This is a genomic window from Halomonas sp. TP35 (assembly GCF_052375975.1).
GTDB classification, from domain to species: Bacteria; Pseudomonadota; Gammaproteobacteria; order Pseudomonadales; family Halomonadaceae; genus Vreelandella; species Vreelandella citrativorans.
On record NZ_JBQSUZ010000015.1, the window covers coordinates 20,032 to 43,796 of the forward strand.

The 23,765-nt window shown below is 49.0% G+C and carries 21 protein-coding genes and 1 pseudogene; 2 read left to right on the forward strand and 20 right to left on the reverse strand.

The window, feature by feature from the left end:
- Window positions 1–35: 35 nt before the first annotated feature.
- A pseudogene (locus tag ACT3RU_RS14785) lies at window positions 36–219 on the forward strand (IS630-like element ISHsp2 family transposase); the annotation flags it as partial.
- 79 nt (window positions 220–298) lie between these two features.
- On the opposite strand, the gene ACT3RU_RS14790 reads toward ACT3RU_RS14785, so the two are convergent.
- From ACT3RU_RS14790 to ACT3RU_RS14835, 10 genes are all read right to left on the reverse strand, one after another.
- The gene (locus ACT3RU_RS14790; RefSeq protein ID WP_483392796.1) at window positions 299–1,339 is read right to left on the reverse strand and encodes an N-acetylneuraminate synthase family protein; all 1,041 of its coding nucleotides are present in this window, start codon (window positions 1,337–1,339) and stop codon (window positions 299–301) included.
- A gap of 1 nt (window position 1,340) precedes the next feature.
- The gene (locus ACT3RU_RS14795; protein WP_483392797.1) at window positions 1,341–2,024 is read right to left on the reverse strand and encodes an acylneuraminate cytidylyltransferase family protein; all 684 of its coding nucleotides are present in this window, start codon (window positions 2,022–2,024) and stop codon (window positions 1,341–1,343) included.
- Window positions 2,021–3,139, reverse strand: coding sequence for a UDP-N-acetylglucosamine 2-epimerase (gene neuC, locus ACT3RU_RS14800; protein WP_483392798.1), 1,119 nt, complete (start codon window positions 3,137–3,139; stop codon window positions 2,021–2,023). Before neuC ends, ACT3RU_RS14795 begins: the two co-directional genes overlap by 4 nt.
- Window positions 3,140–3,438: 299 nt before the next feature.
- Complete coding sequence (locus tag ACT3RU_RS14805; protein ID WP_483392799.1) at window positions 3,439–4,548, reverse strand: ABC transporter ATP-binding protein; 1,110 nt, start codon at window positions 4,546–4,548, stop codon at window positions 3,439–3,441.
- A gap of 189 nt (window positions 4,549–4,737) precedes the next feature.
- On the reverse strand, window positions 4,738–6,126 hold the full coding sequence (locus tag ACT3RU_RS14810) for an MBL fold metallo-hydrolase RNA specificity domain-containing protein (protein ID WP_483392800.1): 1,389 nt from the start codon (window positions 6,124–6,126) through the stop codon (window positions 4,738–4,740).
- 549 nt (window positions 6,127–6,675) lie between these two features.
- Window positions 6,676–7,404, reverse strand: coding sequence for a phosphoribosyltransferase (locus ACT3RU_RS14815; RefSeq protein WP_444631786.1), 729 nt, complete (start codon window positions 7,402–7,404; stop codon window positions 6,676–6,678).
- A 415-nt stretch (window positions 7,405–7,819) separates the two neighbouring features.
- Entirely contained in the window at window positions 7,820–8,917 is a 1,098-nt protein-coding gene (locus ACT3RU_RS14820) for a KpsE/RkpR family capsule polysaccharide export protein (RefSeq protein WP_483392801.1), read from the reverse strand.
- Between the two features lie 3 nt (window positions 8,918–8,920).
- Window positions 8,921–9,730 carry an ABC transporter permease gene (locus tag ACT3RU_RS14825; protein WP_483392802.1) on the reverse strand — a complete coding sequence of 270 codons (810 nt, stop codon included), beginning with the start codon at window positions 9,728–9,730 and terminating at the stop codon, window positions 8,921–8,923.
- A 143-nt stretch (window positions 9,731–9,873) separates the two neighbouring features.
- Window positions 9,874–11,625: a polysaccharide biosynthesis/export family protein gene (locus ACT3RU_RS14830; RefSeq protein WP_483392803.1), complete on the reverse strand. Its 1,752-nt coding sequence runs from the start codon at window positions 11,623–11,625 to the stop codon at window positions 9,874–9,876.
- Complete coding sequence (locus tag ACT3RU_RS14835; RefSeq protein WP_483392804.1) at window positions 11,625–12,035, reverse strand: RT0821/Lpp0805 family surface protein; 411 nt, start codon at window positions 12,033–12,035, stop codon at window positions 11,625–11,627. Before ACT3RU_RS14835 ends, ACT3RU_RS14830 begins: the two co-directional genes overlap by 1 nt.
- Before the next feature lie 397 nt (window positions 12,036–12,432).
- Here ACT3RU_RS14835 and ACT3RU_RS14840 point away from each other — a divergent pair.
- Window positions 12,433–13,447, forward strand: a protein-coding gene (locus ACT3RU_RS14840) for an IS630 family transposase (protein WP_192528708.1) whose coding sequence is annotated in 2 segments (ribosomal slippage) — window positions 12,433–12,828 and window positions 12,830–13,447 — 1,014 coding nt in all. Because the reading frame shifts where the segments join, the coding sequence is not laid out codon by codon here.
- Here the strand turns inward: ACT3RU_RS14840 and rfbC are convergent.
- The 10 genes from rfbC to ACT3RU_RS14890 all read right to left on the reverse strand — a co-directional run bounded on the left by rfbC (window position 13,409) and on the right by ACT3RU_RS14890 (window position 23,751).
- On the reverse strand, window positions 13,409–13,996 hold the full coding sequence (gene rfbC, locus ACT3RU_RS14845) for a dTDP-4-dehydrorhamnose 3,5-epimerase (RefSeq protein WP_483392805.1): 588 nt from the start codon (window positions 13,994–13,996) through the stop codon (window positions 13,409–13,411). The two genes, ACT3RU_RS14840 and rfbC, sit on opposite strands and share 39 nt — an antisense overlap.
- Window positions 13,996–14,880, reverse strand: coding sequence for a glucose-1-phosphate thymidylyltransferase RfbA (gene rfbA / locus ACT3RU_RS14850; RefSeq protein WP_483392806.1), 885 nt, complete (start codon window positions 14,878–14,880; stop codon window positions 13,996–13,998). The genes rfbC and rfbA overlap by 1 nt, the downstream gene beginning before the upstream one ends.
- A gap of 31 nt (window positions 14,881–14,911) precedes the next feature.
- Window positions 14,912–15,805, reverse strand: coding sequence for a dTDP-4-dehydrorhamnose reductase (gene rfbD, locus ACT3RU_RS14855; protein ID WP_483392807.1), 894 nt, complete (start codon window positions 15,803–15,805; stop codon window positions 14,912–14,914).
- Window positions 15,806–15,843: 38 nt separating this feature from the next.
- Window positions 15,844–16,911 carry a dTDP-glucose 4,6-dehydratase gene (gene rfbB, locus ACT3RU_RS14860; protein ID WP_483392808.1) on the reverse strand — a complete coding sequence of 356 codons (1,068 nt, stop codon included), beginning with the start codon at window positions 16,909–16,911 and terminating at the stop codon, window positions 15,844–15,846.
- A 292-nt stretch (window positions 16,912–17,203) separates the two neighbouring features.
- A complete protein-coding gene (locus ACT3RU_RS14865; RefSeq protein WP_483392809.1) occupies window positions 17,204–18,469 on the reverse strand; it encodes an O-antigen ligase family protein in 1,266 nt (421 codons plus the stop codon).
- 192 nt (window positions 18,470–18,661) lie between these two features.
- A complete protein-coding gene (galE, locus tag ACT3RU_RS14870) occupies window positions 18,662–19,669 on the reverse strand; it encodes a UDP-glucose 4-epimerase GalE (RefSeq protein WP_483392810.1) in 1,008 nt (335 codons plus the stop codon).
- A 12-nt stretch (window positions 19,670–19,681) separates the two neighbouring features.
- Window positions 19,682–21,088: an undecaprenyl-phosphate glucose phosphotransferase gene (locus ACT3RU_RS14875; protein ID WP_483392811.1), complete on the reverse strand. Its 1,407-nt coding sequence runs from the start codon at window positions 21,086–21,088 to the stop codon at window positions 19,682–19,684.
- Window positions 21,085–22,371, reverse strand: coding sequence for an O-antigen ligase family protein (locus ACT3RU_RS14880; protein ID WP_483392812.1), 1,287 nt, complete (start codon window positions 22,369–22,371; stop codon window positions 21,085–21,087). The genes ACT3RU_RS14875 and ACT3RU_RS14880 overlap by 4 nt, the downstream gene beginning before the upstream one ends.
- A 57-nt stretch (window positions 22,372–22,428) precedes the next feature.
- Entirely contained in the window at window positions 22,429–23,073 is a 645-nt protein-coding gene (locus ACT3RU_RS14885) for a glycosyltransferase family 32 protein (RefSeq protein ID WP_483392813.1), read from the reverse strand.
- A 3-nt stretch (window positions 23,074–23,076) separates the two neighbouring features.
- Window positions 23,077–23,751 (reverse strand): WecB/TagA/CpsF family glycosyltransferase, encoded by a 675-nt coding sequence (locus ACT3RU_RS14890; RefSeq protein WP_483392814.1) that lies wholly within the window; start codon window positions 23,749–23,751, stop codon window positions 23,077–23,079.
- Window positions 23,752–23,765 lie beyond the last annotated feature (14 nt).

A 23,765-nucleotide genomic window follows, 5' to 3' on the forward strand; every position in this document is an offset into this window, starting at 1 on the left:
ACCTCCTTATATTAATAGATTTTACGCCATTAAGCTCGCAGACCTTCAGGCGAACGAGAGTAGAGTGGGTGTCACACCATGTGCACCTGTCGGCCTACTCACCGGCGCTGAATCTGATTGGGATACTGTGGCATCAGATAAAATACGCATGGCTGCTGTTGATGCTTACCTATCGTTTGCCCCTTCTGCGAAGAGGTGCCCCGGCTATTCGGTGGCTAACGAACTAATCACATGACTAATTTCGAATAAGCATCTATAAGCACAGCATGTATACTTAAATTAACAGTACCAATTAATTCTATTCATCAACATCGGCTTTTTTTAACTGAGCACCCTTTTTAATTTTTTGTGTTGCCTTTTTACCAACCAAATTGGCATAGTCATCCGCTGAAAAGTCACCAGTACCGGGACGTTTCACCCATAGGTTCTCTTCTGTGAACTCTTCACCTTCTGCAATATCTGCTTCAGCCACTACTGAGGCAAATGCAAACTGCATAGTAATGCGCTCTTCTTCAGCCGCCTCTTTGGTACCACCACTTGCCTCATAAATTGCTTTTGAGCCGTTAATAAGATCACTCAGTGCGGCAGGGTCCATTGAGCACTCGATGTCAGGACCAGGGCGGCTCATGTCATCGGTAAAGTGGCGTTCCAATACACGCCCGCCCAACGCCACAGCGCCCAAACATGCATAATTATCGACTGTATGGTCAGATAAGCCGACGATCGCATCCGGGAAGTGCTCAGCTAGAGACACCATTCCACCCAAACGTACTAATTTGTAAGGTGTCGGATAGACATTGGTACAATGTAGTAGAACGAATGGGACTTTAGCATCTCTTAAAATATTGACTGATTTTTCGATGCTTTTAATATCATTCATCCCAGTAGAAAGAATGACAGGCTTACCAAATGATGCTACGAGCTTCAAAAGAGGATAGTTATTGCATTCACCAGAGCCAATTTTATACGCAGGCACGTTCATACGATTTAATCGCAAGGCCGCAGCACGAGAAAATGGAGTACTGATAAACTCCATTCCTTTAGACTGAACATACTCCATAAGCGCTGTTTCATCTTCCTCATTTAATGAGCAACGCTCCATTATTGTATAAATTGAAACATCAGCATTGCCCGGAATTACACTTTTAGCATCATCAGACATTTCATCTTCAACCACATGGGTTTGGTGCTTAATGATTTGAGCACCCGCGCCATAAGCAGCATCAACCATTTCTTTGGCAACGGTTAATGAACCTTCATGATTGATACCAATTTCAGCAATTACAACTGGCGGTAAATCTTTACCTACTTCAACAGAACCAATTTTGAAAGAACTCACTTTAAATCTCCTTGGCTAACATATTAGCTAGTTTAAGGTCTAGCTCAGAGTCAATGTCAATTGAACTCTTAGCATCCATTTCGTAGACTTCGATTGGCTGTGTGTAAAAGGTTTCATTTCTTATCAGCTTAGAAATATCGTTAATAAATAACGCACCATTTAGCCTTAGTGCTTTAGGCATATATTGCCTTGGCATATCAAAATAAGATATATCTTTGATTGCATTTAAGCCTGCATCTGTTTCAACAAAAAATTTAAACGGATGATGCTCAGCCTCACAAACTGAACAAAGGCTTTGCGCTTCTGTTTTTTTGTACTTAACGAATGCTTCTCTTATGTGCGAATGATTTCTTAGTGGGCTAGTAGGCTGCAACAACACTACAGTACCATCCATATAACCCAAGGTGGAGATTGCATGTTTAACAGCGTCAATTGACTTTGCAGCATCACCTGCAAGTTCTTTGGGCCTCAAGACAACTTCAGCACCGTATAACTCACCTTCTTTTGCGATTTCTTGCCCATCAGTCGTCAAAACTATATGATCAAAAATTTGACTTTTTTTTGCTGCAAGAATGGCTCTACCAATTAGGGAAACACCGTTTACCAAACGTAAATTTTTATTTATTACGCCTTTTGAGCCTTCCCTTGCTGTAATAATAGCGACTACTGGGCTTAAATCAATCATAAGTCAACAAACCTTTTCTGTACCGGACGTTCCCAAAACTCTTGTGAGCGTACCGCTACTGCAAATTTTTGAGTACTGTCCCCGTCACCAAACCATTTACAAGAAGAAATATCGCTTTGCACTTTAGCCGCTTTGATGCTTTCTAATATAGATTCTGAAGTGTAATCAGCATTTACTATTGAAGCTCCCATATATCGGTCACTTTGCCTTGTTCCGACATTGACCGTTGGCACACCATAAAATGGGGCTTCCCTAATACCGGCGCTTGAATTTCCAATTACATAATTTGCATGCTTTAGAAGCACTAAAAAGTATTCAAAACGTATAGATGGATAAGACTTAATCTTCTCACCGCTAATTTTTATGAGCCTTGCAATTATCTCGGCGCTCCCAGAATCATTATTAGGATAGATAGAAACAAAATTATCACCACTCACCTGTAATGCATTATAGTAGTTCTCCGCATACTCGCTTATTCTACTCTCTTCAGTTGTTACTGGGTGAAACATAGAAACGGCATAGCTATTAAAGTCGATATCGTATTTTTTTTTAACTTCTTCCAAGCTTGGAAGCTTATTGCTATTCATCACATCTAAATCAGGAGAACCAATAATATAAATACTTCCCTCAGCCTCTCCCATTTGCATTAGCCGCTTCTTTGCTTCTTCATTCGCCACCATATGAATATGGGCTAGCTTACTTACGGAATGGCGAATAAGCTCATCGACTGTTCCAGATCGTTCGCCGCCCTCAACATGGCAAACTAAGCGACTTTGCAGAGCTCCAACCGTAGCCCCAGCCAGTGCTTCAAGACGATCACCATGAACAACAATGAGGTCTGGATCAATTTCATGAGTAATTCTAGAGACTAATGAAATGGTATTTCCTAACACGGAGCACATTGGTTCGCCAAAGTGCTGATTAGCAACAAAGTAATTATGCTTGTATTTTTCTCTTTCAACTTCCCGATAAGTAGAGCCATAGGTTTTCATCATATGCATACCAGTCGTGATGACATGAAGCTCAAAATCCATATCATCTTCAATGTTGCGCATTAATGATTTCAATTTACCAAAGTCTGCACGTGTACCGGTCAAAAAAACAATTTTTTTCATTTCAAATTCCCTTTGATTACTCACTGTCATGATACATTTTGATAGCATTAGTTGCGCTATCAGACCAAGAGGGTTCACTGTCTTTACATATCCGCATGATTCACAAATATTGCGTAAAATTTCTTCGTAGGAAGCCCTCTACATTAGTAATAGCTTATCTTTTCTTAAGTACATTTTTCTTTTACTTTAAATTCACTATTACCAACTGCTTCTTTACCAAGTTTATAAATCTCAAATCTGAACAACCATTGGTTTCTAATAATATTTATAGCCTAGCATTCATCACATGCAATTGACTGCTAGTCATCGCCATTGATGACCTCAAGAGCCGCTTCCATTTCGCTCTTACGAAGATAAGCGAGTTTTTTAGCTTTCTCTAATGTTGCATATTCTTTTTCTGACCACTTTTCCTGTAATGCTAAATTTAGACCATACTCAATGCCTATCACGGTGCGATCAAACTTAGCTACCTCGCCTTTGGCTGCTTTGAGAATTCCTTCAGGCGTTGCATTGGTAATATTTACCAACTCATTCCCTCGCGCTTTTGCGTGTTTATGAGCCTTGCGCAACACATCTAGCTCTTCTTTTGTCCACTTTAGCTCTTTAGCCTGCTGAATGAGTATATGCAAACCATTTGCTCTAGGTCGGACATTTTTCAGCTCTTGCTGAATTGCATTAATCTGCGTTTTACTCAGAGCAGCTGGATCGACATCAAGCGATTTTTCGTTTAATTCATGCAACAGCGATTTATCATCGGTATCTTGATGATAGTCAGCAATGGCTTCGTTGATGTCGTCATACCAAGCTGCACCGCCATCTTTAAGATAAATGCCTGCTTTGCATAAATCGCGAAGGATGCCTTCGCCATGAGACACCATAATTAACGAGGCCTGACCTACCCGCTCTTTAAATAGCGCTTGTGCCTTTGCTTTAAAGGCACGGTCACCAACGGCTGTAGCCTCATCAGAGATATATACGTCAAAATCAAATGCAAGAGATAGCCCAAAGGATAGGCGCGACTTCATACCTGAGGAATAAGTACGTATCGGTTCATCAAAAGCTTCACCTATTTCAGCGAAGTCTTCTACAAACTTAATGATCTCTTTGATGTCTTTTCCACGCCCTTGAGTACGTGCTACAAACTTTGCGTTCTGGCGCCCTGTCATATTGCCTTGCATGCCGCCTGATAATCCTACAGGCCAGGATACTCGACTGTGTCGAATCACCTCTCCCCGCTCGGGCGTATCCATACCCGCTATTAGACGTAAAAGGGTGGATTTGCCCGCACCGTTAGCGCCAATCAATCCCACGCTAACCCCTGTGGGGATCGTGAAGTTGATGTCTTTGAGCACCCAATCGCTACCATGGTGGTTGTGGTAGCGCTTGTAGAGGTTTTTGATTTCAATCATTTGGTGTTAGTAACCGATGGTAATTCAAAACAGAGCGCGATGATTGTGTTGCGGGGGTGGCGAAGACATTCGAAGATCATCTGAAGCGGTGCTAACGGTGAGCACGGTGGCGAGATCAGGGCGTCGTGCCGACGCCTTCCGCGGGTGCCTCATTCGCTCGTTCCTCGCGAGATTCGTTACCACGCGCTACTAAGAACTGGTAACTCTCACTTCCCTGCCCTTTCGTTCGTACATTGCTTCTAGCTTGCTTTTCAACACTGCGCGGGCGTTTTGGTCGCCGTGTACCAAACGGATGGTATGGGGCCAGCGGCGCATGCGTTTTACAAAGTTTAGCAGGTCGCGCTGATCCGCGTGGGCGGAGTAGCCGCTGATAGAGGTAACGCCTGCGTTAATGTCGATACGCTGCCCATCGATTTCGACCCAGCCGCCCTGGCCGTATTGCTGTATGGCGCGGCCAGGCGTGCCTGCGCCCTGGTAGCCTACAAACAGCACTTGGTGGCGGGCATCACCCAGCATGGCTTTTAGGTAGTTCATAATGCGCCCACCTGCGCACATACCGCTGGCAGCTATTACCACGGCGGGCCTGCCGGTTTTGGCTAAATACTCAACCGTTTGCTCGTGTTCGGTGTGGCTTTCTACGGTGTAGAGGCTGGCAAAGTTGAGCGGGTGGCGGCCCCTTATCAGACGCTTTTGGGCTTCATCATCCCAGTAGGGTTTTAGCTCGCGGTATACCTTGGTAAAGCGGGCGGCCAGCGGTGAGTCGACGATAATTTCTAGCGTGCTCCACTGGTGGTTTTTGGCTTCATGAATAATGCCTTCCAGTTCGTAAAGCAGTTCTTGCGTGCGGCCTATGCTGAAGGCGGGCACCATGACCGTGCCGCCGTTAGCTAGCGCTTGTTCTATCGCTTTTCTTAACACGGCGCGGCGCTGACGGCGGTCCGGGTGGGTGCGGTTGCCGTAGGTGCTTTCTAGCACTAGCTGGTCGCAGCCGTGGGGCGATTTCGGTGCAGGTAGTAGTGGCGCGTGAGGTGCGCCCAGGTCGCCGGAGAAAACGATACGCTCTTTTTCATTAGTTTCAGCGGCTTGATAGGCTATTTCCACGTAGCAGGAACCGAGAATATGACCTGCCCGCTTAAGTTTTATGCGTGCGGTGCCGATAGTATTGTGAGCAACGCGGTGCCACTTGCCATAGGGCACGCTTACGATCTGCTGTTTTAACTGTTCCTGAAAGCGTTGGATCAGTTGGGCGTTGCGGGTGAAGCCAATTTTTAGCGCGTCTTCAATCACCAGAGGCAGTAGCTTGGCAGAAGGCTCTGAGCAGATGATGGGACCTTTGAACCCGGCTGCCAGCAAGTAGGGTAGCCGCCCTACGTGGTCAATATGTACGTGAGTGATGACAAGCGCCTGTACGGTGCTGATATCAAATTCGATTTGTAGCTGTTCGAAGCTGTCTTCTTCCGCGTCTTCGCCTTGAAAGAGGCCGCAGTCGATTAGCAGTGAGTGTTCGCTATTCAGTATGAGCTGATGGCAACTGCCGGTAACGCCGGTTGCGCCGCCGTGATGAATAATATCGAGCATGAGGCGCCTTTTTTGGTGTTGTGAGGTAGCTTCACCGAAGCCAAGTAGTGATTGGTGGCGCATCCGGGGCGTCGTTCCGCCGCCTTTCGCGGGTGCCTTTTGCTCGTGCCTCGCAAAGCGTTACCACGCGCTACACAATCAGCAGGGTAGATATTTCGTAGCGTGTGGTAAGCGCAGCGCACCCGCAGCGCACCCGCAGCGGCGGCCCGGCGCGGAAGCACCGCAAAGCGGTGCCGGGGTGGGCGTTGGTGGCGCATTCGGGCGTCGTTCCGCCGCCTTTCGCGGGTGCCTTTTGCTCGTGCCTCGCAAAGCGTTACCGCGCGCTACGTTTGAATAATCAAGGCGTTAGCTAACTTGTAGCGCGTGGTAAGCGCAGCGCACCCGCGAGAGCAGCGCGAAGCGGTGCCGGGGTTGGGCATTGGGGCACATCCGGGCGTCGTTCCGCCGCCATACGCGGGTGCCTTTTGCTCGTGCCTCGCAAAGCGTTACCGCGCGCTACTCGAAGGTGTGCCTAACATCTACTAGCGCGCTTAGCGCCCACTAGCGACCCTAGCTTGAATAATTTTTTGATAATAACCGCTTAGTTGTTTCTTTTTCTGCCTTAACGCATCGATTTCGGATCTCGTCAGCGGTTCTAAAGCCGACGAGATAACTTGCTTCGTTGGCGGTGAGGGCTGAGGTTTGTATTCCGAAGATATTTTTGATTTCATCACCAAAGCGCTCCTCCAATAATTGGATATGCTTTTTTACTGCGCGAAAATTTGTTGATCGACCAGCATTTACCAGCAGTATAGACCCAATTGCGTTTCCGCCGTTCATTAACAGGTAATTAGCCAACTCTGCCAATGTGCTCCCCATGCTGGTCACGTCATCGACAAGCACATATTTTCCACCCTGCTCCACAGTTCCTTCAAATGAGGGCCTTGAGATTAGCCTTTCCATGGGGTCTGCGCCGGTATGAAACACTCTTTGCAGCTGGACAATATCTGTCTCACTGGTACCCCCACACACTTCAGCACATAAAAGTGAAAGCATGAGTGGTATCGCATTATCACCAGCGGCTTCCTTGGCATAAGGAGAAACAAAAATAGCATCCTCAGGAAACTCACCATTGAGCGATGCTAGAAACTCAAGAGCCAACTCCTCTACAAGCTGTAACGCAGCATCAGGGTTACCAGCTTTCGCAGTTACGTAGTCCGGATGCTGCTTTATATCATTATCATCGTTAAAACAATGAAAGTGCTTAGCCCCTTCCGGGAAGGCGTATACCCTATCCATTGTCTTTACCCACAGTTCGTTGCCTTATGTACACAATGTACTTCTTGGAGATTTGCGTTAGTCGGTCCAAGTCAGCGTGTATATTTTGGCCCGTGCCACGATGCGTGTATTTTCGGTAATGCCCGGGTTGGGCATTCGTGGCGCCTCCGGGGCGGCGTTCCGCCGCCATTCGCGGGTGCCTTTTGCTCGTGCCTCGCAAAGCGTTACCGCGCGCTACACAACCAGCAGGGTAGATATTTCGTAGCGTGTGGTAAGCGCAGCGCACCCGCGAGAGCAGCGCGAAGCGGTGCCGGGGTAGGCATTGGTGGCGCATCCGGGCGTCGTTCCGCCGCCTTTCGCGGGTGCCTTTTGCTCGTGCCTCGCAAGGCGTTACCACGCGCTACTCGGGGTTTTCACCCTTCACCCTTCACCGCTATCAGTCTCGGTGATCTTTTATGATCATGAGAATCATGCTGAAGATAAAGGCGAGGAAGATGGTGATGATGGCAAAGACACTGCTGTTGTAAAGTCGATTGGGTTCAGTGGGGTATTCAGGAAATAGCGGGCTTTGTAATACGCTTACCTGTTTAAGCTGACGCGCAGCTTCCAGGCGGGTGTTTTCCAATACAGCTAGCGCGTTTGAGTAGGTTTCCTGGGCAAACTGAGCCTGTAATTCTAGTGTTTGGTACTCTGATGAAACCCGGTTAAGCGAGTTTCCGGTGGCCTGGGCCAAGCGGTCACGCTGCTCCTCAATTTGGTCGCGCAGCGCCGTAATGTTCCGTTCTACCTGGCGTAACTCGGCGGATTGTGTGCTTTGAAAACTTGCCAGTGCATTACGCTGCGCTTGAAGACGTGCCAAGTCGCCTTCCAAGGATGCGACGACCTGATTAATCCCTTCTACCGTGGCGGTGGGCGATACCAGGCCATATTCGTTTTGAAACTCAAGTAGCTGGGCACGCGTTTCTGTAAAGCGCTCTTCCAAGCCTACCATTTGGCGTTCTAAAAAGTGTACCTGCTCATCCGCCAAACGGTGCCCCATTTGGTTCATATGGTCTTCGCCCGCGTTTAGTAGTAGCGATGCCATATCGTAAGCAAACTCTGGGGTATAAGCCTGCACTTGAATATTGAGTACGCCCGCATACTCATCCAGTTCTATATCCACTCGGCGCAAGTAGTATTTATGCAGGTCTTCAATAGGCACATCAGGATTACGCAACCTGGCAAAAAAATCGCCGTGCTCACTGTAATGCTGACGAACATTAAGCTGCTCATCAAGCAGGCGCAGCATATCGACTGAAAGCAAATGCTCACGTAGCAAAAGCAGATCGGCAGTGTTACCTGCACCGCCTCCCATTAGCGATGACAGGTTAAATTCCGGCGTGGCCACTTGGGGGCTTTCAAGCACTACCGTGGCATAGGAAACATAACGTTCTTGCGCCCATACAAACCAGTAAAATGACACAAGCAAAATCGCCAAAATAGCGATGGCCCACTGAGGCGATTTATTAAAAAAACGACGTAACGAAACAGGCATGGGTTATTGGGCCTTTAATCGGTCAACAAAGCGCAGGTGCATTAATAGCCCTAGCGCGTTCAACGTAAGGGTTACCATCCAAAAATAGAGCATGCTGGTGCCGTGAATGGTTTTATAGTTTTCGAAAAAACCTAAACGCAGGGTTTCTAAACCATGGGGAATCGGATTAAGCATTAGGTATTCAAGCAGCCAGTGCGGCATTTGATTAAGCGGAAATATAACGCCGGAGATAATTAATAGGGGCAGTGAGAGCATCCGTATCACTCTGCCGACTTCAGGCACCAAGACGGAGGCTACAGAGGTTACTAGCCCTAAGCCCACTCCAAGACTCCAAAGCGATAGCCAAGCAGCCATGGCTCTGATGGCATTATCGGGGTACATATCCAACCCCAGCATCAGGCCTCCCGCCATAAACAGTAAGAAAATAAAGGTACGCAGCATCCCCTCAAGGAAGTTGCGAACTAAAACTGGGTCTACGGGCTGTACTTGGCGATAAGCAAACAGTGCCTTGTTGCCTTCAATCGCCCCCATACCGCGCAACATGCCCTCCCTTACCAGGAAGAACCCCATCATTCCCGTAATCATCCAGGGTATAAAAGGGGCATTTACGATTAACCGATCACCACTAACAAAGCTGCGGATACCGACCATAATAGCGACCAGGGCAAACGGCTCGAAGATCATCCAGAACCAGCCCATGCGGTCGGCCATGGTGCGTGAAATCGCTTCACGCATGAACATGGCGTACCACACGCTGCGAGTGACTTGCCAGGGCGTGCGGGCGCCCCGGCGTGTTGCTTGTGTTTCAGCCATGACGGGTGCCGCCTTAAAGTGCGTGTTGCTTGTCATGTGGTTTGGCTTTTTACGGGATAGGTAGCGGAGTCTTCGCGGGTGCCTCGCTGCGCTCGTTACCGCGCGCTACGAGGGCACCCCTTTAGCGACTCACCAAGCACTCATTACAGGTCCAGCGCGACGCGGGTGGTCACGGCGATCTGGAAGAGGATCTGCGTTAGCGTAGAGGCCAGCTGTAAGTTGTGTACCGGTGCCTTGGGCATTACGAGGATTTCATCACCCGGGCGTAGCGGTGAATTACTTGCATGCTCGACGGCACCGTTTTGGCGCACCAGTAGAATCTGGCTCTCATCGGCACGCTCGGTAAAGCCACCGGCACCCTCTACGTAATCAATAACGCTCATACCGGGGCGGTACACCACGGCCTGGGGCACCACAATTTCACCGCTGATCAGAACCGAATCACTGATTTCAGGAATGGTAATGACATCGCCGTCTTGCAGGCGGATATCCGAAATCTTCCCGCCTTGCGCAACTACCAAGCGGCCACTGGGTTCCAGGCCGCTTGCGCGTTCAATAAAGCGTTCAATCAGCTCGGCTTCACGCAAGCGAATCTGGGCTTCTTCGTCGGTGCGCGAGGAGGCGCCCAGGTAGGTGGTTTCCAAGCGGCGCAAGCTATCTTCCAATGCCTGTTCCTGCTGCTCTTTCACACTTTCACGCCGGAGGGAGACGCTTTCAACGGCGGTAAGGCCTTGGGGTACGGCAATGGCATCGAGCAGTTCACTCAAGCGAGCATTGCGCGGCAAGGCATAGAGTGAAGGCCCGAAGTAGCTGCCTTCTATTTCAACTACGATGGTTTCATTGCGTTGGTCTGCAGTGAAGGTGACTTCGTCGCCACTGCGAATGGTTTGGCCAGCAAACAGGGCGATGGGGAAATAGTGCGCAATAGGGCCATCCTTGCGATGACCACGTAGTAACACGTTGGACACTCCGCTTCTTAACCGCGCCAGGTTTAAAAGCTCGGCGCCGCTAAGTGTGTTACTGGTTAGTTCGTAACGCATCTCGCGGTGCACGTCTCCAATAACGGCAATCGCCGGGCCGCGCTCTTCTACAACGATGGTGTCGCCGTCCTGGAATTGCGGGCGTGCAATCGTGCCGTTAAGTAAAAAGTCGTAGAGGTCCACCGTTGCAACCAGGCGATCGTTACGCATTACGCGTACTTGGCGGTAGCTGCCCAGGTCTTGCTCGATCCCGCCTGCCTGATCAAGAAAGTAGAGCAGCGAGTCATCGGGCGTACCGGCATAGCGCCCGGGGTTTTGCACATAACCTGTTACATAAACGGCAACGGGCTGGACGCCTTGCAGGTTGGTGTAAACCTCAACGTTGTCAGGATATACCGAGGTAATCGCGCGGCGAACGCTGTTATCGACCTCTTGGCTACTCTGGCCTTCCACATTCAAGGGGCCAGAACCAGGGATGAAGATGTTGCCCTGGGCGTCAACCGGCAGCACGCGGTCTAACTCAAACGCGCCCCAGGCACGCACGGTGACCTGGTCGCCTGGCTTAATGCGGTAGTCGGCGTTCAGGCCATCACCCATGGCGCCACGAAAACCACCTGTGAAGAGGTTATACCCAAAGGGGGGCAGCGCATCCGGGTCGCGGGGTGGTGTGGCAATGGGGCCGTAGGTACCACTGCGCCAATCGGCGCGGGGCATGTCGTCTACCTGACCTTGCTGCTGCCCCTGCTGGCCTTGAGACGATGACGCCTGACTGCTGCGCTGGCCTGAGAGGGTGTCGTCCGGCAGGCTGATAATCTGGGCGGAGGCAGGCGCGCTGAGCACGACCAAACAGACGAGCGATACGGTGGTCAGCGCTTTCGATAGGCAAGCGCGCTTGCATGCTTCAAAGAGATTCATTAAAGGCGCCCCTCTGCCGTTTGCGTTATGACCCGCTGGTTGACCCATGCTTCTGACGACGCTTTGCATACCAGTGCGCGGCGTGCTTCGCCACTCATGCCAATCACTTGTAGGCGGCGACATTCGCGCCCACTGGCTGCCAAGTAGGGTTCGTCGGCCACAATCTCAACATTGTCGCCCCATGGGCTGTTAGCCACGCTGATAACGCCGCCAGCAGGCGTTTGATCCAGAAAGCCGTTCACACTTTCATCAAGAATGGGCTTTGCGGAGTCATCATTAAGGACATAGCGCGGCTGTAGGGAGGTGCTGCCAGAAGGGTAGCTCGTAGCGCACCCACTGACCACGACAAGGCTTAACGCGACCAGCAGCATGCGAGCTGGTCGCGCTATTAAAAAAGAACTATTTGGCATAATAATTTCCAAAAAAAAGGCACGCTACCGCCCAGGGATCGTAACGGGCGCATTCCCTTGCCCAACGCTGTGCGGATAAAATTTGATAATCAATGCTATTTAAGTGCTCGGGCATTGTAAGGGATTAGTCGGCCTGGCTCTACTCTTGAGACTATTTGCGAGCCTATTCATTTTATATTTATCCTCAAGTGGGGTTAATGTAATCGCCTAATGGACTATTGAAGTTCAAATGAGTAATAAAAAAATAATTAAATTTAAAAAAAACCACTCTGATCGCCAGAGTGGTTTTACGCGTAACACCACATAAATAGAGTCCATCTACTGCGGCTTGCTAAGTAGCCGAACATAAATTTTCCGCTATGCTTATAATCCTGACAATTGAACCAGGACGATGAGCATGACGTTCCGCTTTGTACTACCTCTGTCCGACACTGATCTTCAGGCGCTAATAGCTACCTACACACATGGAAAAAAGCCAGCCTTGCGTCGCCGTGCCCATGCCATCGTGTTGAGCCATCAAGGTCACACCATTAACCAGATTTGCAAGATCCTGTCTGTCACACGAGAGACGGTCTCGCTCTGGTTCGATGCTTGGGAAGCACATGGACTCGAAGGACTCAGTGATAAGCCTCGTACTGGTCGTCCTTCTATCTACAGCGACGAGGAGCGGGAACGGTTACGGGCGCTTATAGAAGAACAGCCTCACCAGCTGAAAGCGATCCAGGCACAACTCCAGCAGGAAACGGGAAAATGTTCTAGCACCATGACGATCAAGCGAGCATTAAAAAAAACTGGGGTATAGCTTCAAACGAGCGCGGCGATCTCTTAAGGAACGACGTGACGAGACGGACTTTCGTAATACCCAAGGCCTACTGGCCGAGCTTCAGCGCTGGGAAGCTCGAGGCGAAGCTGACCTGTACTACTTCGATGAGTCTGGCTTTTCCCAGTCGTCGGTCTTGCCTTACGCCTGGAGTCCCGTCGGATATCCTCGAAAGATGCCCGCTTACTCACGCAGTCAGCGTTTGAATGTACTGGGCTTTCTGAGTCGCCAAGGCAAGCTGATTTACCATTCGACAACTGACACAGTCACTACCGAGGTTGTTATCGACGCCTTTGATCACTTTATTACCTGCAAATCGCCGGATACCTTTGCCATTGTGGTGATGGACAACGCTAGTGTTCATCGCTCGGCCCTGTTTCAGCGCAAGCGACTGGAGTGGCTGAATCAGCGGGTTTATGTGATCTACCTTTCCTCCTATTCGCCAGAGTTGAACCTAATCGAGATTCTCTGGCGCAAGGTAAAGTATGAGTGGTTGCCACTAACGGCTTATGAAAGCTTCCACTCCCTAAGACATCATGTGCAGAAGGTGTTGTCAGGCTATGGCAGAGAATATCGGATTTCTTTTGTATAGGTACTTATAAACCTCTGCAGCTTTAAACGCCCTTCCCGCTTGATCTTTTTCAGATAGCGCAAAGGGTACCGGTAGCTCTGGCCACTGAATGTTCAGATCCGGGTCATCATAACGGATACATCGCTCGGATTCAGGGTGGTAAAAGTCGGTGGTTTTGTAGAGAAAGTCCGCCGTTTTAGACAGCACCACAAACGCATGACCAAAGCCTTCTGGCACCCACAGCTGGCGGCTGTTCTCAGCAGAAAGCTCAACGCCTACCCACTGGCCGAAGTGAGCTGAGTGTTTACGCAAATCGACCGCCACATCCCACACAGAGCCCTGCACCACGCGTACCAACTTGCCCTGTGGCTGCTCTAACTGATAATGAATGCCACGCAATACGCCCTGGCAAGAACGGGAGTGGTTATCCTGCACAAACTTACGTGTGCAGCCCGTGGCCTCTTCAAACGCCTTCTGATTAAAGCTTTCCATAAAGAAGCCGCGTTCGTCTCCAAATACCCTGGGCGTTAACGCTACCACGCCGGGCAGCGAGGTCTCTTCAATCTGCATTACAGGCTCCCCTTGGCATCCAGCCGCGTCAACAGGTACTGACCATAGCCGGTTTTAGACAGTGCATTCGCGCTTTCACGCAGTTGGGTATCGCTCAGCCACCCCTGCAGCCAGGCAATTTCTTCCAGGCAGGCTACCTTCAGCCCTTGGCGGTGTTCGATGGTTTGCACGTACTGACTGGCTTCCAGCAAGCTATCGTGTGTGCCGGTATCCAGCCATGCAAAGCCGCGCCCCAGGCGCTCAACACGCAGGTCGCCACGCTCAAGATACGCGTTATTGATGCTGGTAATTTCCAGTTCGCCGCGCTCTGAAGGTTTCACCTGGCGGGCAATGTCCACCACATCGTTATCGTAGAAGTAGAGGCCAGTAACCGCATAGGGCGACTTCGGCGTAGCAGGCTTCTCCTCAATGGACACCGCCTTACCATCATCATTAAACTCCACCACGCCAAAGCGCTCGGGGTCTTTCACTAAATAGCCAAACACCGTGGCACCGCTTTGCTGCTCAGAAGCCCGTTTCAGCTGGTCCGAAAAGTGCTGCCCGTGAAAGATATTATCGCCTAGCACCAAACAGACCGGCGCACCGCCAATAAAGTCTTCACCAATTAAAAACGCTTGCGCCAGGCCATCCGGGCTTGGCTGCACCGCGTACTCAAACCGTACGCCAAACGCGCTGCCATCGCCCAGCAGGTTTTCGTACTGAGGAAGATCTTCAGGTGTAGAAATAATCAGAATTTCCCGAATCCCGGCCAACATAAGCACCGAAATGGGATAGTAAATCATTGGCTTGTCATAAATAGGCAGTAGCTGCTTTGAAACACCGCGTGTAATTGGATGCAAGCGTGTACCGCTGCCTCCTGCCAAAATAATGCCTTTACGTTGCATCGCTTTTTGCTCCTTGCTCATGGCTGCGCGGTTAACGCGAGCGGGCTATTTCTTCCACTGTCAGTGCCAGTTGGCTTTGCCAATTCGGCAGCTGTACTGCTAGCGCTTTTTCAAGTTTATCAACGGATAGCCGCGAGTTCAGCGGGCGCGCAGCGGGCGTCGGATAATCCGTGGTTGGAATAGCCGAAACGCCGTCCGGCGTAATGACCAACGGTAGACCGCACTGCTTTGCCGCCTTAAAAATCTCACAGGCAAAGCCATACCAACTGGTCTCGCCACGCGGTGCCAAATGATACACCCCGCTGGCCAGGGTGGCACCTTCGCTTAGCAACCTCGTTAGCGCCTGCTGCGTTACCAGCGCAATCAAACGTGCTGGCGTCGGCGCGCCCATCTGGTCATTAATAATGCTTAACGCCGAACGCTCCGCTCCCAGGCGCAACATGGTGGCTAAAAAGCTTTTGCCAAAGGCACTGTAGACCCAACTGGTACGAAAGATCAGGTGTTGGCAGCCGCTATTCGCTACCGCCTCATCACCGGCAAGCTTGGTCGCACCATAGACGTTGCACGGCCCGGTGGTGTCACTCTCCTGCCAAGGCTCACTGCCTTGGCCGGTGTATACATAATCGGAAGAGTAATGAATCAGCCATTTGGATGGCTGCTGGCAGTATTCAGCCAACTGCTCGGGCAGCGCCGCATTCAAGCGCTCAGCCATTGTCTGGTCGGATTCAGCGTTATCCACCGCCGTATAAGCCGCCGCATTCACCACTACATCAGGCTGATGCGTTTCCAAGTACGCCGCAACCGCATCAGCATCGGAAAGGTCCAGCGCCGCTCTGCCGGGTGCCAGCACGTTACCCAGTGTTGCCAACTGGCGCTTGAGCTCAAACCCGACCTGACCATTGCCGCCAGTAATGAAAATCTTCATACCCAAGTCCTTTAGGTCACAGTGATCCGTGGGCGGGGTTACAAACTACCCAACCGCTCGCCCTGGTAGCTGCCGTCTTGCACGCGCTGCCACCATACGCGGTTATCAAGGTACCACTGAACGGTTTTACGCAGCCCGGTTTCAAAGGTTTCTTCCGGGCGCCAGCCAAGTTCGCGCTCGATTTTACTGGCATCAATCGCGTAGCGCAGGTCGTGACCTGGGCGGTCTTGTACGAAGGTGATCAAATCGCGGTAACGATGCTCAGCGGGCACCAGTTCCTGCAGTAAATCACACAAGGTTTCGACCACCTCAAGGTTCGCCTTCTCGTTATGGCCACCGATGTTGTAGGTTTCGCCTACCACGCCTTCGGTCGCGACCTTTACCAACGCCCGGGCGTGGTCTTCTACGTACAGCCAGTCACGCACCTGCTGGCCATTGCCATATACCGGCAACGGTTTGCCCGCCAGGGCGTTCAAAATCATCAGCGGGATCAGTTTTTCAGGGAAGTGGTACGGCCCGTAGTTATTGGAGCAGTTAGTTACCAGTACCGGCAGGCCGTAGGTGCGGTGCCAGGCACGCACCAGGTGGTCCGAGCTTGCCTTGCTGGAGGAATAGGGCGAGCTGGGCGCATACGGCGTTTCTTCGGTGAAGAGGTCTTCCGGGCCTTCTAAATCGCCATACACCTCATCGGTCGAGATATGATGGAAGCGAAACGCCGAGGCTTTTTCCGGTGCGCTTGTTTGCAAGCCTTTCCAGTAATGACGAGCCGCTTCCAACAGCGTGTAAGTGCCCACAATGTTGGTTTGAATAAACGCCGCTGGGCCATCTATAGAGCGGTCCACGTGCGACTCTGCCGCCAAGTGCATCACCACATCCGGCTGGTAGCGCTCAAAAATAGCCGCCATACGCGATGCATCACCAATATCGGCCTGCTCAAAAGCGTAGCGCTTGTTGCCTTCAACCGCGGCTAGCGACTCTAAATTACCGGCATAGGTTAATGCATCGATATTGACGACCGTGTGCTCGGTCTTTTTGATAAGTGCTCGCACAACCGCCGAGCCAATAAAACCTGCACCGCCTGTTATTAAAAAAGTTTTCGTAGACATAGTTTCTTCGCAAAAGGCCCATTTAATGATTCACCGTTATGCATGAGCCTGCGCTTTAAGCCAAATGTTTTGACATGCAGGCTCTTTAGCAAACGACACATGGATGTAAAAAATTTTAAATACAGCCAAGTCGCTTGGGAGGCTAGGCGCAGGCTTGTGTAACCCGCGATATAAGCCTCCAAGCCTTGATTGAAAAGCATCTGCGTCGACGATGGGTCGTTACGAGCAGAGCACTCATTTACACGTTGCAAGCTGCTTTTACGCACACTCTGTATAGTGGCAAGAAACCCGACTAAGATACTGGTGCTTGATGAGTCACCCGCGTTTGATTAGCGTAGATCCCCCACAACACAGCCAGCAAAAATGCGTACATCATTACGCCGCTGTTGTGGGTTAAAAACGCTTGAGATAATCCAAAGTCCATAAAGGTAACCGGTAGCAGCACGCCCGCCGTTGCAACCGCACGCGTCGCTAAATCTTTTGCATTTATTTGTTTGGCGAATAAGCGCATGGGTACTAGATAAAGCGCTAACAGCACGGCCAAACCAAGTATGCCTCGCTTTGCAAACGCGTCTATAAATTCATTATGCGCGTGCCCATACTGAGTGACCTGCTGTTCAATAATCCCTTGCTCGCCCAGTGCTTTCATTGCCTGTACGTAACCTTGCGTACCCCAGCCTGTGAGTGGCTTTTCCATTATTAAGTGACTGGCACCCCGCCACATTTCAAAGCGGGCACCTAACGAATTAGTGCGGTTCTCACCACTTATATAATTATTAAGATCGTAAAAGGTGTAGTGCACCCTATCCTGAACACCTGTTTGAGGGATCAAGTAAACAGTCAGACCCGCTGCTATAACAACGCCAACGATGGCAAGCTTCATCCAGGTAGCAAAGAGGCTTCCGTAAGCGCGGTAGAGTATCAGTAAAATGACGGGGAAGCCGACCCAGCCGCCACGGCTACCAGAAAAAAGCGACCCAAGTACGCCGCCTAAAAAACCAGCACAGAGCAGCATTATCCATAGCATACGGTGCTGCCGCTGGACATGCGCCCACCCCAACCCCGCCAGGCAGAGCACGCCTAACAGCATGCTTAAATTGCCGAACTGAATAACGTGCGTGAATCCTTGCGCTCTTTCAATACCTTCGGCCAGTTTTTGCCAGCCTGCCCAGCTTCCTGCGCTTATCCCTCCTAACGCAATACCGGCCCACACAACGCTTAAATGGGGCGGGTAGCGTAACACCCACCATAGTGCAGGTACGGCCAATATAAAGCGTACAGGCTTATCGATGCCGCTACTGCCTTGACCATCCCATAACGCTTCGGCCATGCCTACTAGTGCATAAGCGCATAACACCGCCACAATCAGCCAGTCTTCACGAGCAAGTGTTGGGAGGTGCCAGCGCAGCAATAAGTAAATACCCGCTAGCATTAAAACAACAGCGCCCAATGAGTAACCGCTGGGGATAATAAGCGCGATACTGACCAGTAGAAAAACAGCGGCATCCGTTAGAACCACGGAAAACGAGCGAGACGCACGGGGGGCGTGCATATTCATTGCAGGCTTCAAGTCAGGCACCCTTCGATAAACGCTGCTATAAACGGCAGCAGAAAGAGCGCGAATGCTACCACAGTTAAAACCCGTACAAGAAAAGCATGTGTGCTTTCCAAACGTCTAGTGCCGCTTTTAGGCTAGCAGACTTACAACATGCCCATGTGTCGTACGGACGAAAATCTGCTCCTTTTAGATTCAGGTATGGTTAGCCATTGCGTATTGCTGCCAGCGCCATGTATCTAACAACATCTCATCGAGTGATTTTTCAGCACGCCAGAATAGCTCCTTCTCAGCTTTAGCGACATTGGCCCAAAAAGCAGCAAGATCGCCCTGGCGGCGGGGCGCAAATTGATAAGGAATATTAACTCCCGTTACCTTAATAAAGCTCTGCACCATATTGAGTACCGAGGTTCCACATCCAGTACCCAAATTGTAGTAACTCACCCTTGGTGCCTCCAATACGCGCAATGCAGCACGGTGCCCCTTGGCGAGATCGACAACGTGCAGATAGTCACGCATGCAGGTACCGTCCGGGGTTGGATAGTCATTACCAAAAATCATAACACCTGGAAGCACTCCCGCCGCCACCTGGCTGATATAGGGCATCAGATTATTAGGCGTCCCTTGGGGAGACTCACCAATGAGTCCCGTAGGGTGCGCTCCAATAGGATTAAAATAGCGCAGCAGAACGACAGACCAATCCGGGTCGCTTGCGTGCAAATCTTCAAGTACTTTTTCAACCATTCCCTTGGATACGCCATATGGGCTTGTCGCGATACCTCTTGGCATACTCTCCAGGTAAGGCACCGCTGACTCGGGTCCATATACCGTCGCTGATGAGCTAAAAATCAGCTGTTTGACGTTGGCTTGTTGCATGGCCTGGCACAAGCATATCGTGCCATAGACGTTGGCCTCATAATAAGCCAAAGGCAAGCGGACGCTTTCTCCCACCGCTTTTAATCCTGCACAATGAATTACCGCATCAATTGGATTTGCAGCAAAGACAGAAGCCAAGAAGGCAGTATCGCGAACATCACCCTCGTAAAATGGAACCGAACGCCGCGTAATAGTCTCTATTCGCTCAATAACACTGTGTTTACTGTTACAAAGATTATCGACAATAATCACTTCAACGCCAGCATTAAGCAGTTCTACTGCGACATGAGAGCCGATATAACCCGCACCGCCTGTTAACAAAATCATAACAACATCTCATCAATACGCATTTTTATGCTTGAATCCCTTAAAAACCGTCATAAAGATAATTTTCAGGTCAAGCCAAATAGACCAATTATCGACATACCATAAGTCGTACTCAACGCGCTTTTGCATTTTTTCCAGCGTGTCGGTTTCGCCTCTTAACCCATTGACCTGCGCCCAGCCTGTAATACCGGGCTTTACTTTATGTCGCCGCATATAGGATTCGACGAGTTCTTTATAATATTCATTGTGTGCTAGTGCATGTGGGCGTGGACCAACTATTGACATCCTTCCTTGCAACACATTATAAAATTGCGGTAATTCATCTAATGAGGTTTTGCGCAGAAAGGCGCCTATCGGTGTAAGGCGGCTATCTCCTTTGGTCGCTTGCGTCACGACACCTTGCTTTTCTTTATGAATTTTCATAGAGCGAAATTTATATACTTTAAAAACCTTACCGCTTGAGCCAGTTCTGCGCTGTTTAAACAAGACAGGGCCCGGCGATGTAATTTTAATAATCACGGCAATAGCAGCACACACAGGCAAAATCATTAGCATAATGAGCGCACCCAATATAATGTCCTCTGCACGTTTAAAAAAACGTGACATACCGTTTATGGGCGACACACTCAGGTCAATTGCCAAGTGTCCTGCCATTTCGCTAGTACGGTGATTCAACAAGCGCATATCTTTAAAGTCAGGAATTAGCCGAATATCCTCGGTATGGTTTCTTAGCGCATAAAACAGGGCATGTACGGTCTCCCCCATTTCTAGCGGGGCACATATCCATACTTCAGCAGCACCAGAGCGGCTAATCCTATCCGATATATTTCTTAGCTGATTATCTGTAGGGGGCGATATTGTATGAAAGCGCTCTACCCCTGCGATAGAGTGCCCCTCCCAGGCAGCAGCTCTCATTCCCTTGGCAACCTTAAGCACGTTTTGACCAGTGCCCACTAAAAATATGGGCCGCCGGGCCCCTCCACGAAGACGAATACTATGCAGGCCAAGCTGCACAAGCACCCGGGCGATTGCGGCCAGCATAAAGGAACTCAGCATCGTGAACCCCACCCATAATCGAGAGTAACGCTCCGATGCATCTGCAAAATATATAATTGATGTAACAACGATCCCCACGGCAAGCCATACAAATAGCAACTTACTGATTAAGTCTATTGTGGAAGATACACGCCAACGTTTATAGCTGCCTGTGGAGCTATTAACCATTACGACTATTAGCGATATACATGTCAAAGCGAGAACATAACGTTCATGCAAAGCGATGGTATCAAATCTCAGTAGATAGACGCCTACCCCGCAAAGAAAAATAATCAATATATCCAGCACTGGAAATATGACTTTTGGCGGGAAGCGCTCTGAGAAGACAATCCCTTTTTTTCGTCGTTTGGCTTCGCCACTCATTTATTTACCACCCTATTCAGATGCTTCTTAATATAGTCTAAAGGGAAAATGCGAACCTTTTTGCTGCCGCTATCGCTCATAAAAACAAATGCTGCGATGTACACAAAAAGAAAATTAATGACGTTAGTAGATTTAGTTGTATAGGATTCCGTTATATTTGAAAGCAAAAAAAGTGTCAAAATTGCGAAGCAAACTACCATTTCCTTGAATCCAAAACAATCGTTTCTTACAAGGCTTTTTATAATAAGATAAAATATAACGCCATACAGCACTACTCCCAACAGGCCACCTTGAATAATGATATCAATATAGCCGTTATGAGCATCTTCTGGGAAAAAATCGCCCATTCCTTGCATCGGACCAAGCAAATAAAAATTCTCTCTTGTCCAGAACCCATCCAATCCATAACCAAACCAAAAATGTATACCACTCAAATGAGTGAGCGCAAACTCCCAAATCGTTAGGCGCCCCGTCAAAGACAAAAACTTACCATAAACACTAATTCCATCTTGCCCTGAGAACAAATCAACCACTTCAGTATTCATAACTACAAGCAATGTAGCTATTGAAATTTCTGCACCTAAAATCGCCAAAAACGTTTTCTTATAAAAATAGTCGCTTCTCAAGACATAATACGTTAAACCGAACGCAAATGTAATTAGAGCGACCAACACTCCCGTGGCAAGGCCAGTGCGTGATCCTGCATTTAACGTAACTATCGCAGCAGATATTAAGGCAAAAACGGAATACAGTTGGACTGCCCTATCTTTGCTATAAAAAATCAGCAACATAGAAAACACTATCAGCAGTGCTCCAACTCTTCCCAACGCATTTTTCTGATCGTAAATGCCTTTCCAGTCCCCTTCAAACTTACCGACCTCTAATCCAATATGGGGTAAAAACTCAGACACAGCAATATTGGCTATCAGTAATAAAAAAAGCGACACTACCACTGTTTCAAGAAACTCCAACAGCGTTAATTTATTAGCAGAGAAAGCTGCCACTCCAACAACCAAGCTAAAAGCGGCAACCTTGACCACCTCCTTTCCTGAACCTCCAAAAAAAACACCAACTAACAACATATAGAAAAACAAAAATGGAAAAAGAAACATCTTAGGACTCAAAATGATTCCTCTAACGAAAACCATAGCACCAAAACACGCCAATACAGCAAGCATCAAACTGTATTGCTGCCCAAACGTTAGTATTCTGTCATCAATCTCTCCACCGCTTAAAAAAAGCCAGCCTCCCAGAAACATTAATACAATATTAATCCCCTTCATTGCACCCTCACTCACTGAGCATTTAATTTTCTGGAAGCAGGTCTTTTTAGCATCTTATTAACTATTTAAAAACTTTCTTTTGAGTCTTTCAAAAAAACTCATCTTCCACCCTTTACCCCAATGGTGTATTAAATAAGTATCCTTCTCTATATAGCTATACATAAGCTGCTTTCTATCGTGCACCTTGGCGTAGGGGTTATAGGGATAAAAACACGGCCAGGGTAACAGCTTAATGTCTGATGCATCTTTTTTTACACAGATATTCGCCACTTCTGGCGCTATCAGAAAAGGTTTGTTTTCGCGATGACGACTTTCAATAAGTTCAATAGCATCCTGAAAAAAATGGTGGCCCGCTACACCTCCCAACACGGCGGTATTGAGCCGACCTTCATCTTCATAACCTAAAAAACAGTCATGCTTCAACAGAGGCTCTAAGCTGCGAACGGCTTCAATATCTACGTCGAGGTACACCCCTCCATGGTCACGCAACGCCACCATACGCATATAATCTGAAAGAAACGCCCACTGCTTTTTTTCCAAGCAGAAAGCGATAAATGGATGACTTCGATCAATAGAATTTTCGTTCCACTCTATGATTTCAAAATCAGGCATAGCAAGGCGCCATGTTTCAACGCATTGTTTATACAACGCAGACATTTCACGCCCACCAAACCAACAAAAATGAATTTTCTTAGGTATCATAAATTACTCAATTTTATTGCCGAACTTGATCAAAAAATAAGGATAGTCGCTAAAGTAGCGCTTAGACAGGCGACGCGGCTCTTTCAATAGGCGATAGAGCCAACGCAGATGAAATTTATTTATGAATTCAGGGTAGTAATCATCCCCACGCGCCTGCACTAGCTGATCCAGATATCCGCCGCAGGTAAAACCAGTACCTTGCCATCCTTTTGTACGGGCATTCAGCAACACTTGTTCCTGTTTTCCTGCCCCCATGCCAACAATCAAAATGTCAGCAGGTGCCACCATATCCAGGCAGTTTTGATAGGCGTCCTCATTATCAAAATAGCCCGGCTCGGCAAACAGTATCCTTATGCCGGGATACTTGTTCTCCAGCAAATTTTTAGCTTGTAAGATATTTTCTTGCGTCCCTCCGATCAAGGCGATAGATAGATTATTCTGGCAGGCACGGTGAAAAACAATCGGTGCCAACGAAGTATCATCAAAGCTGGTGCGCTTAATGGTTCTCTTTTTAAACAATCGAGCATAGACAACGATAGCGATACCATCGGCCAGAAAGTTTATCTTCTGGCACTCTTGATAGGTCAGTGACTGACATACCACGCCAAGCGAATATGGGTTAATAAAACTATAATCTTCGCCTAACTGAAAGATGAATTCCTCTTCTAACTTTATCATCAAAGCTTTCCTAT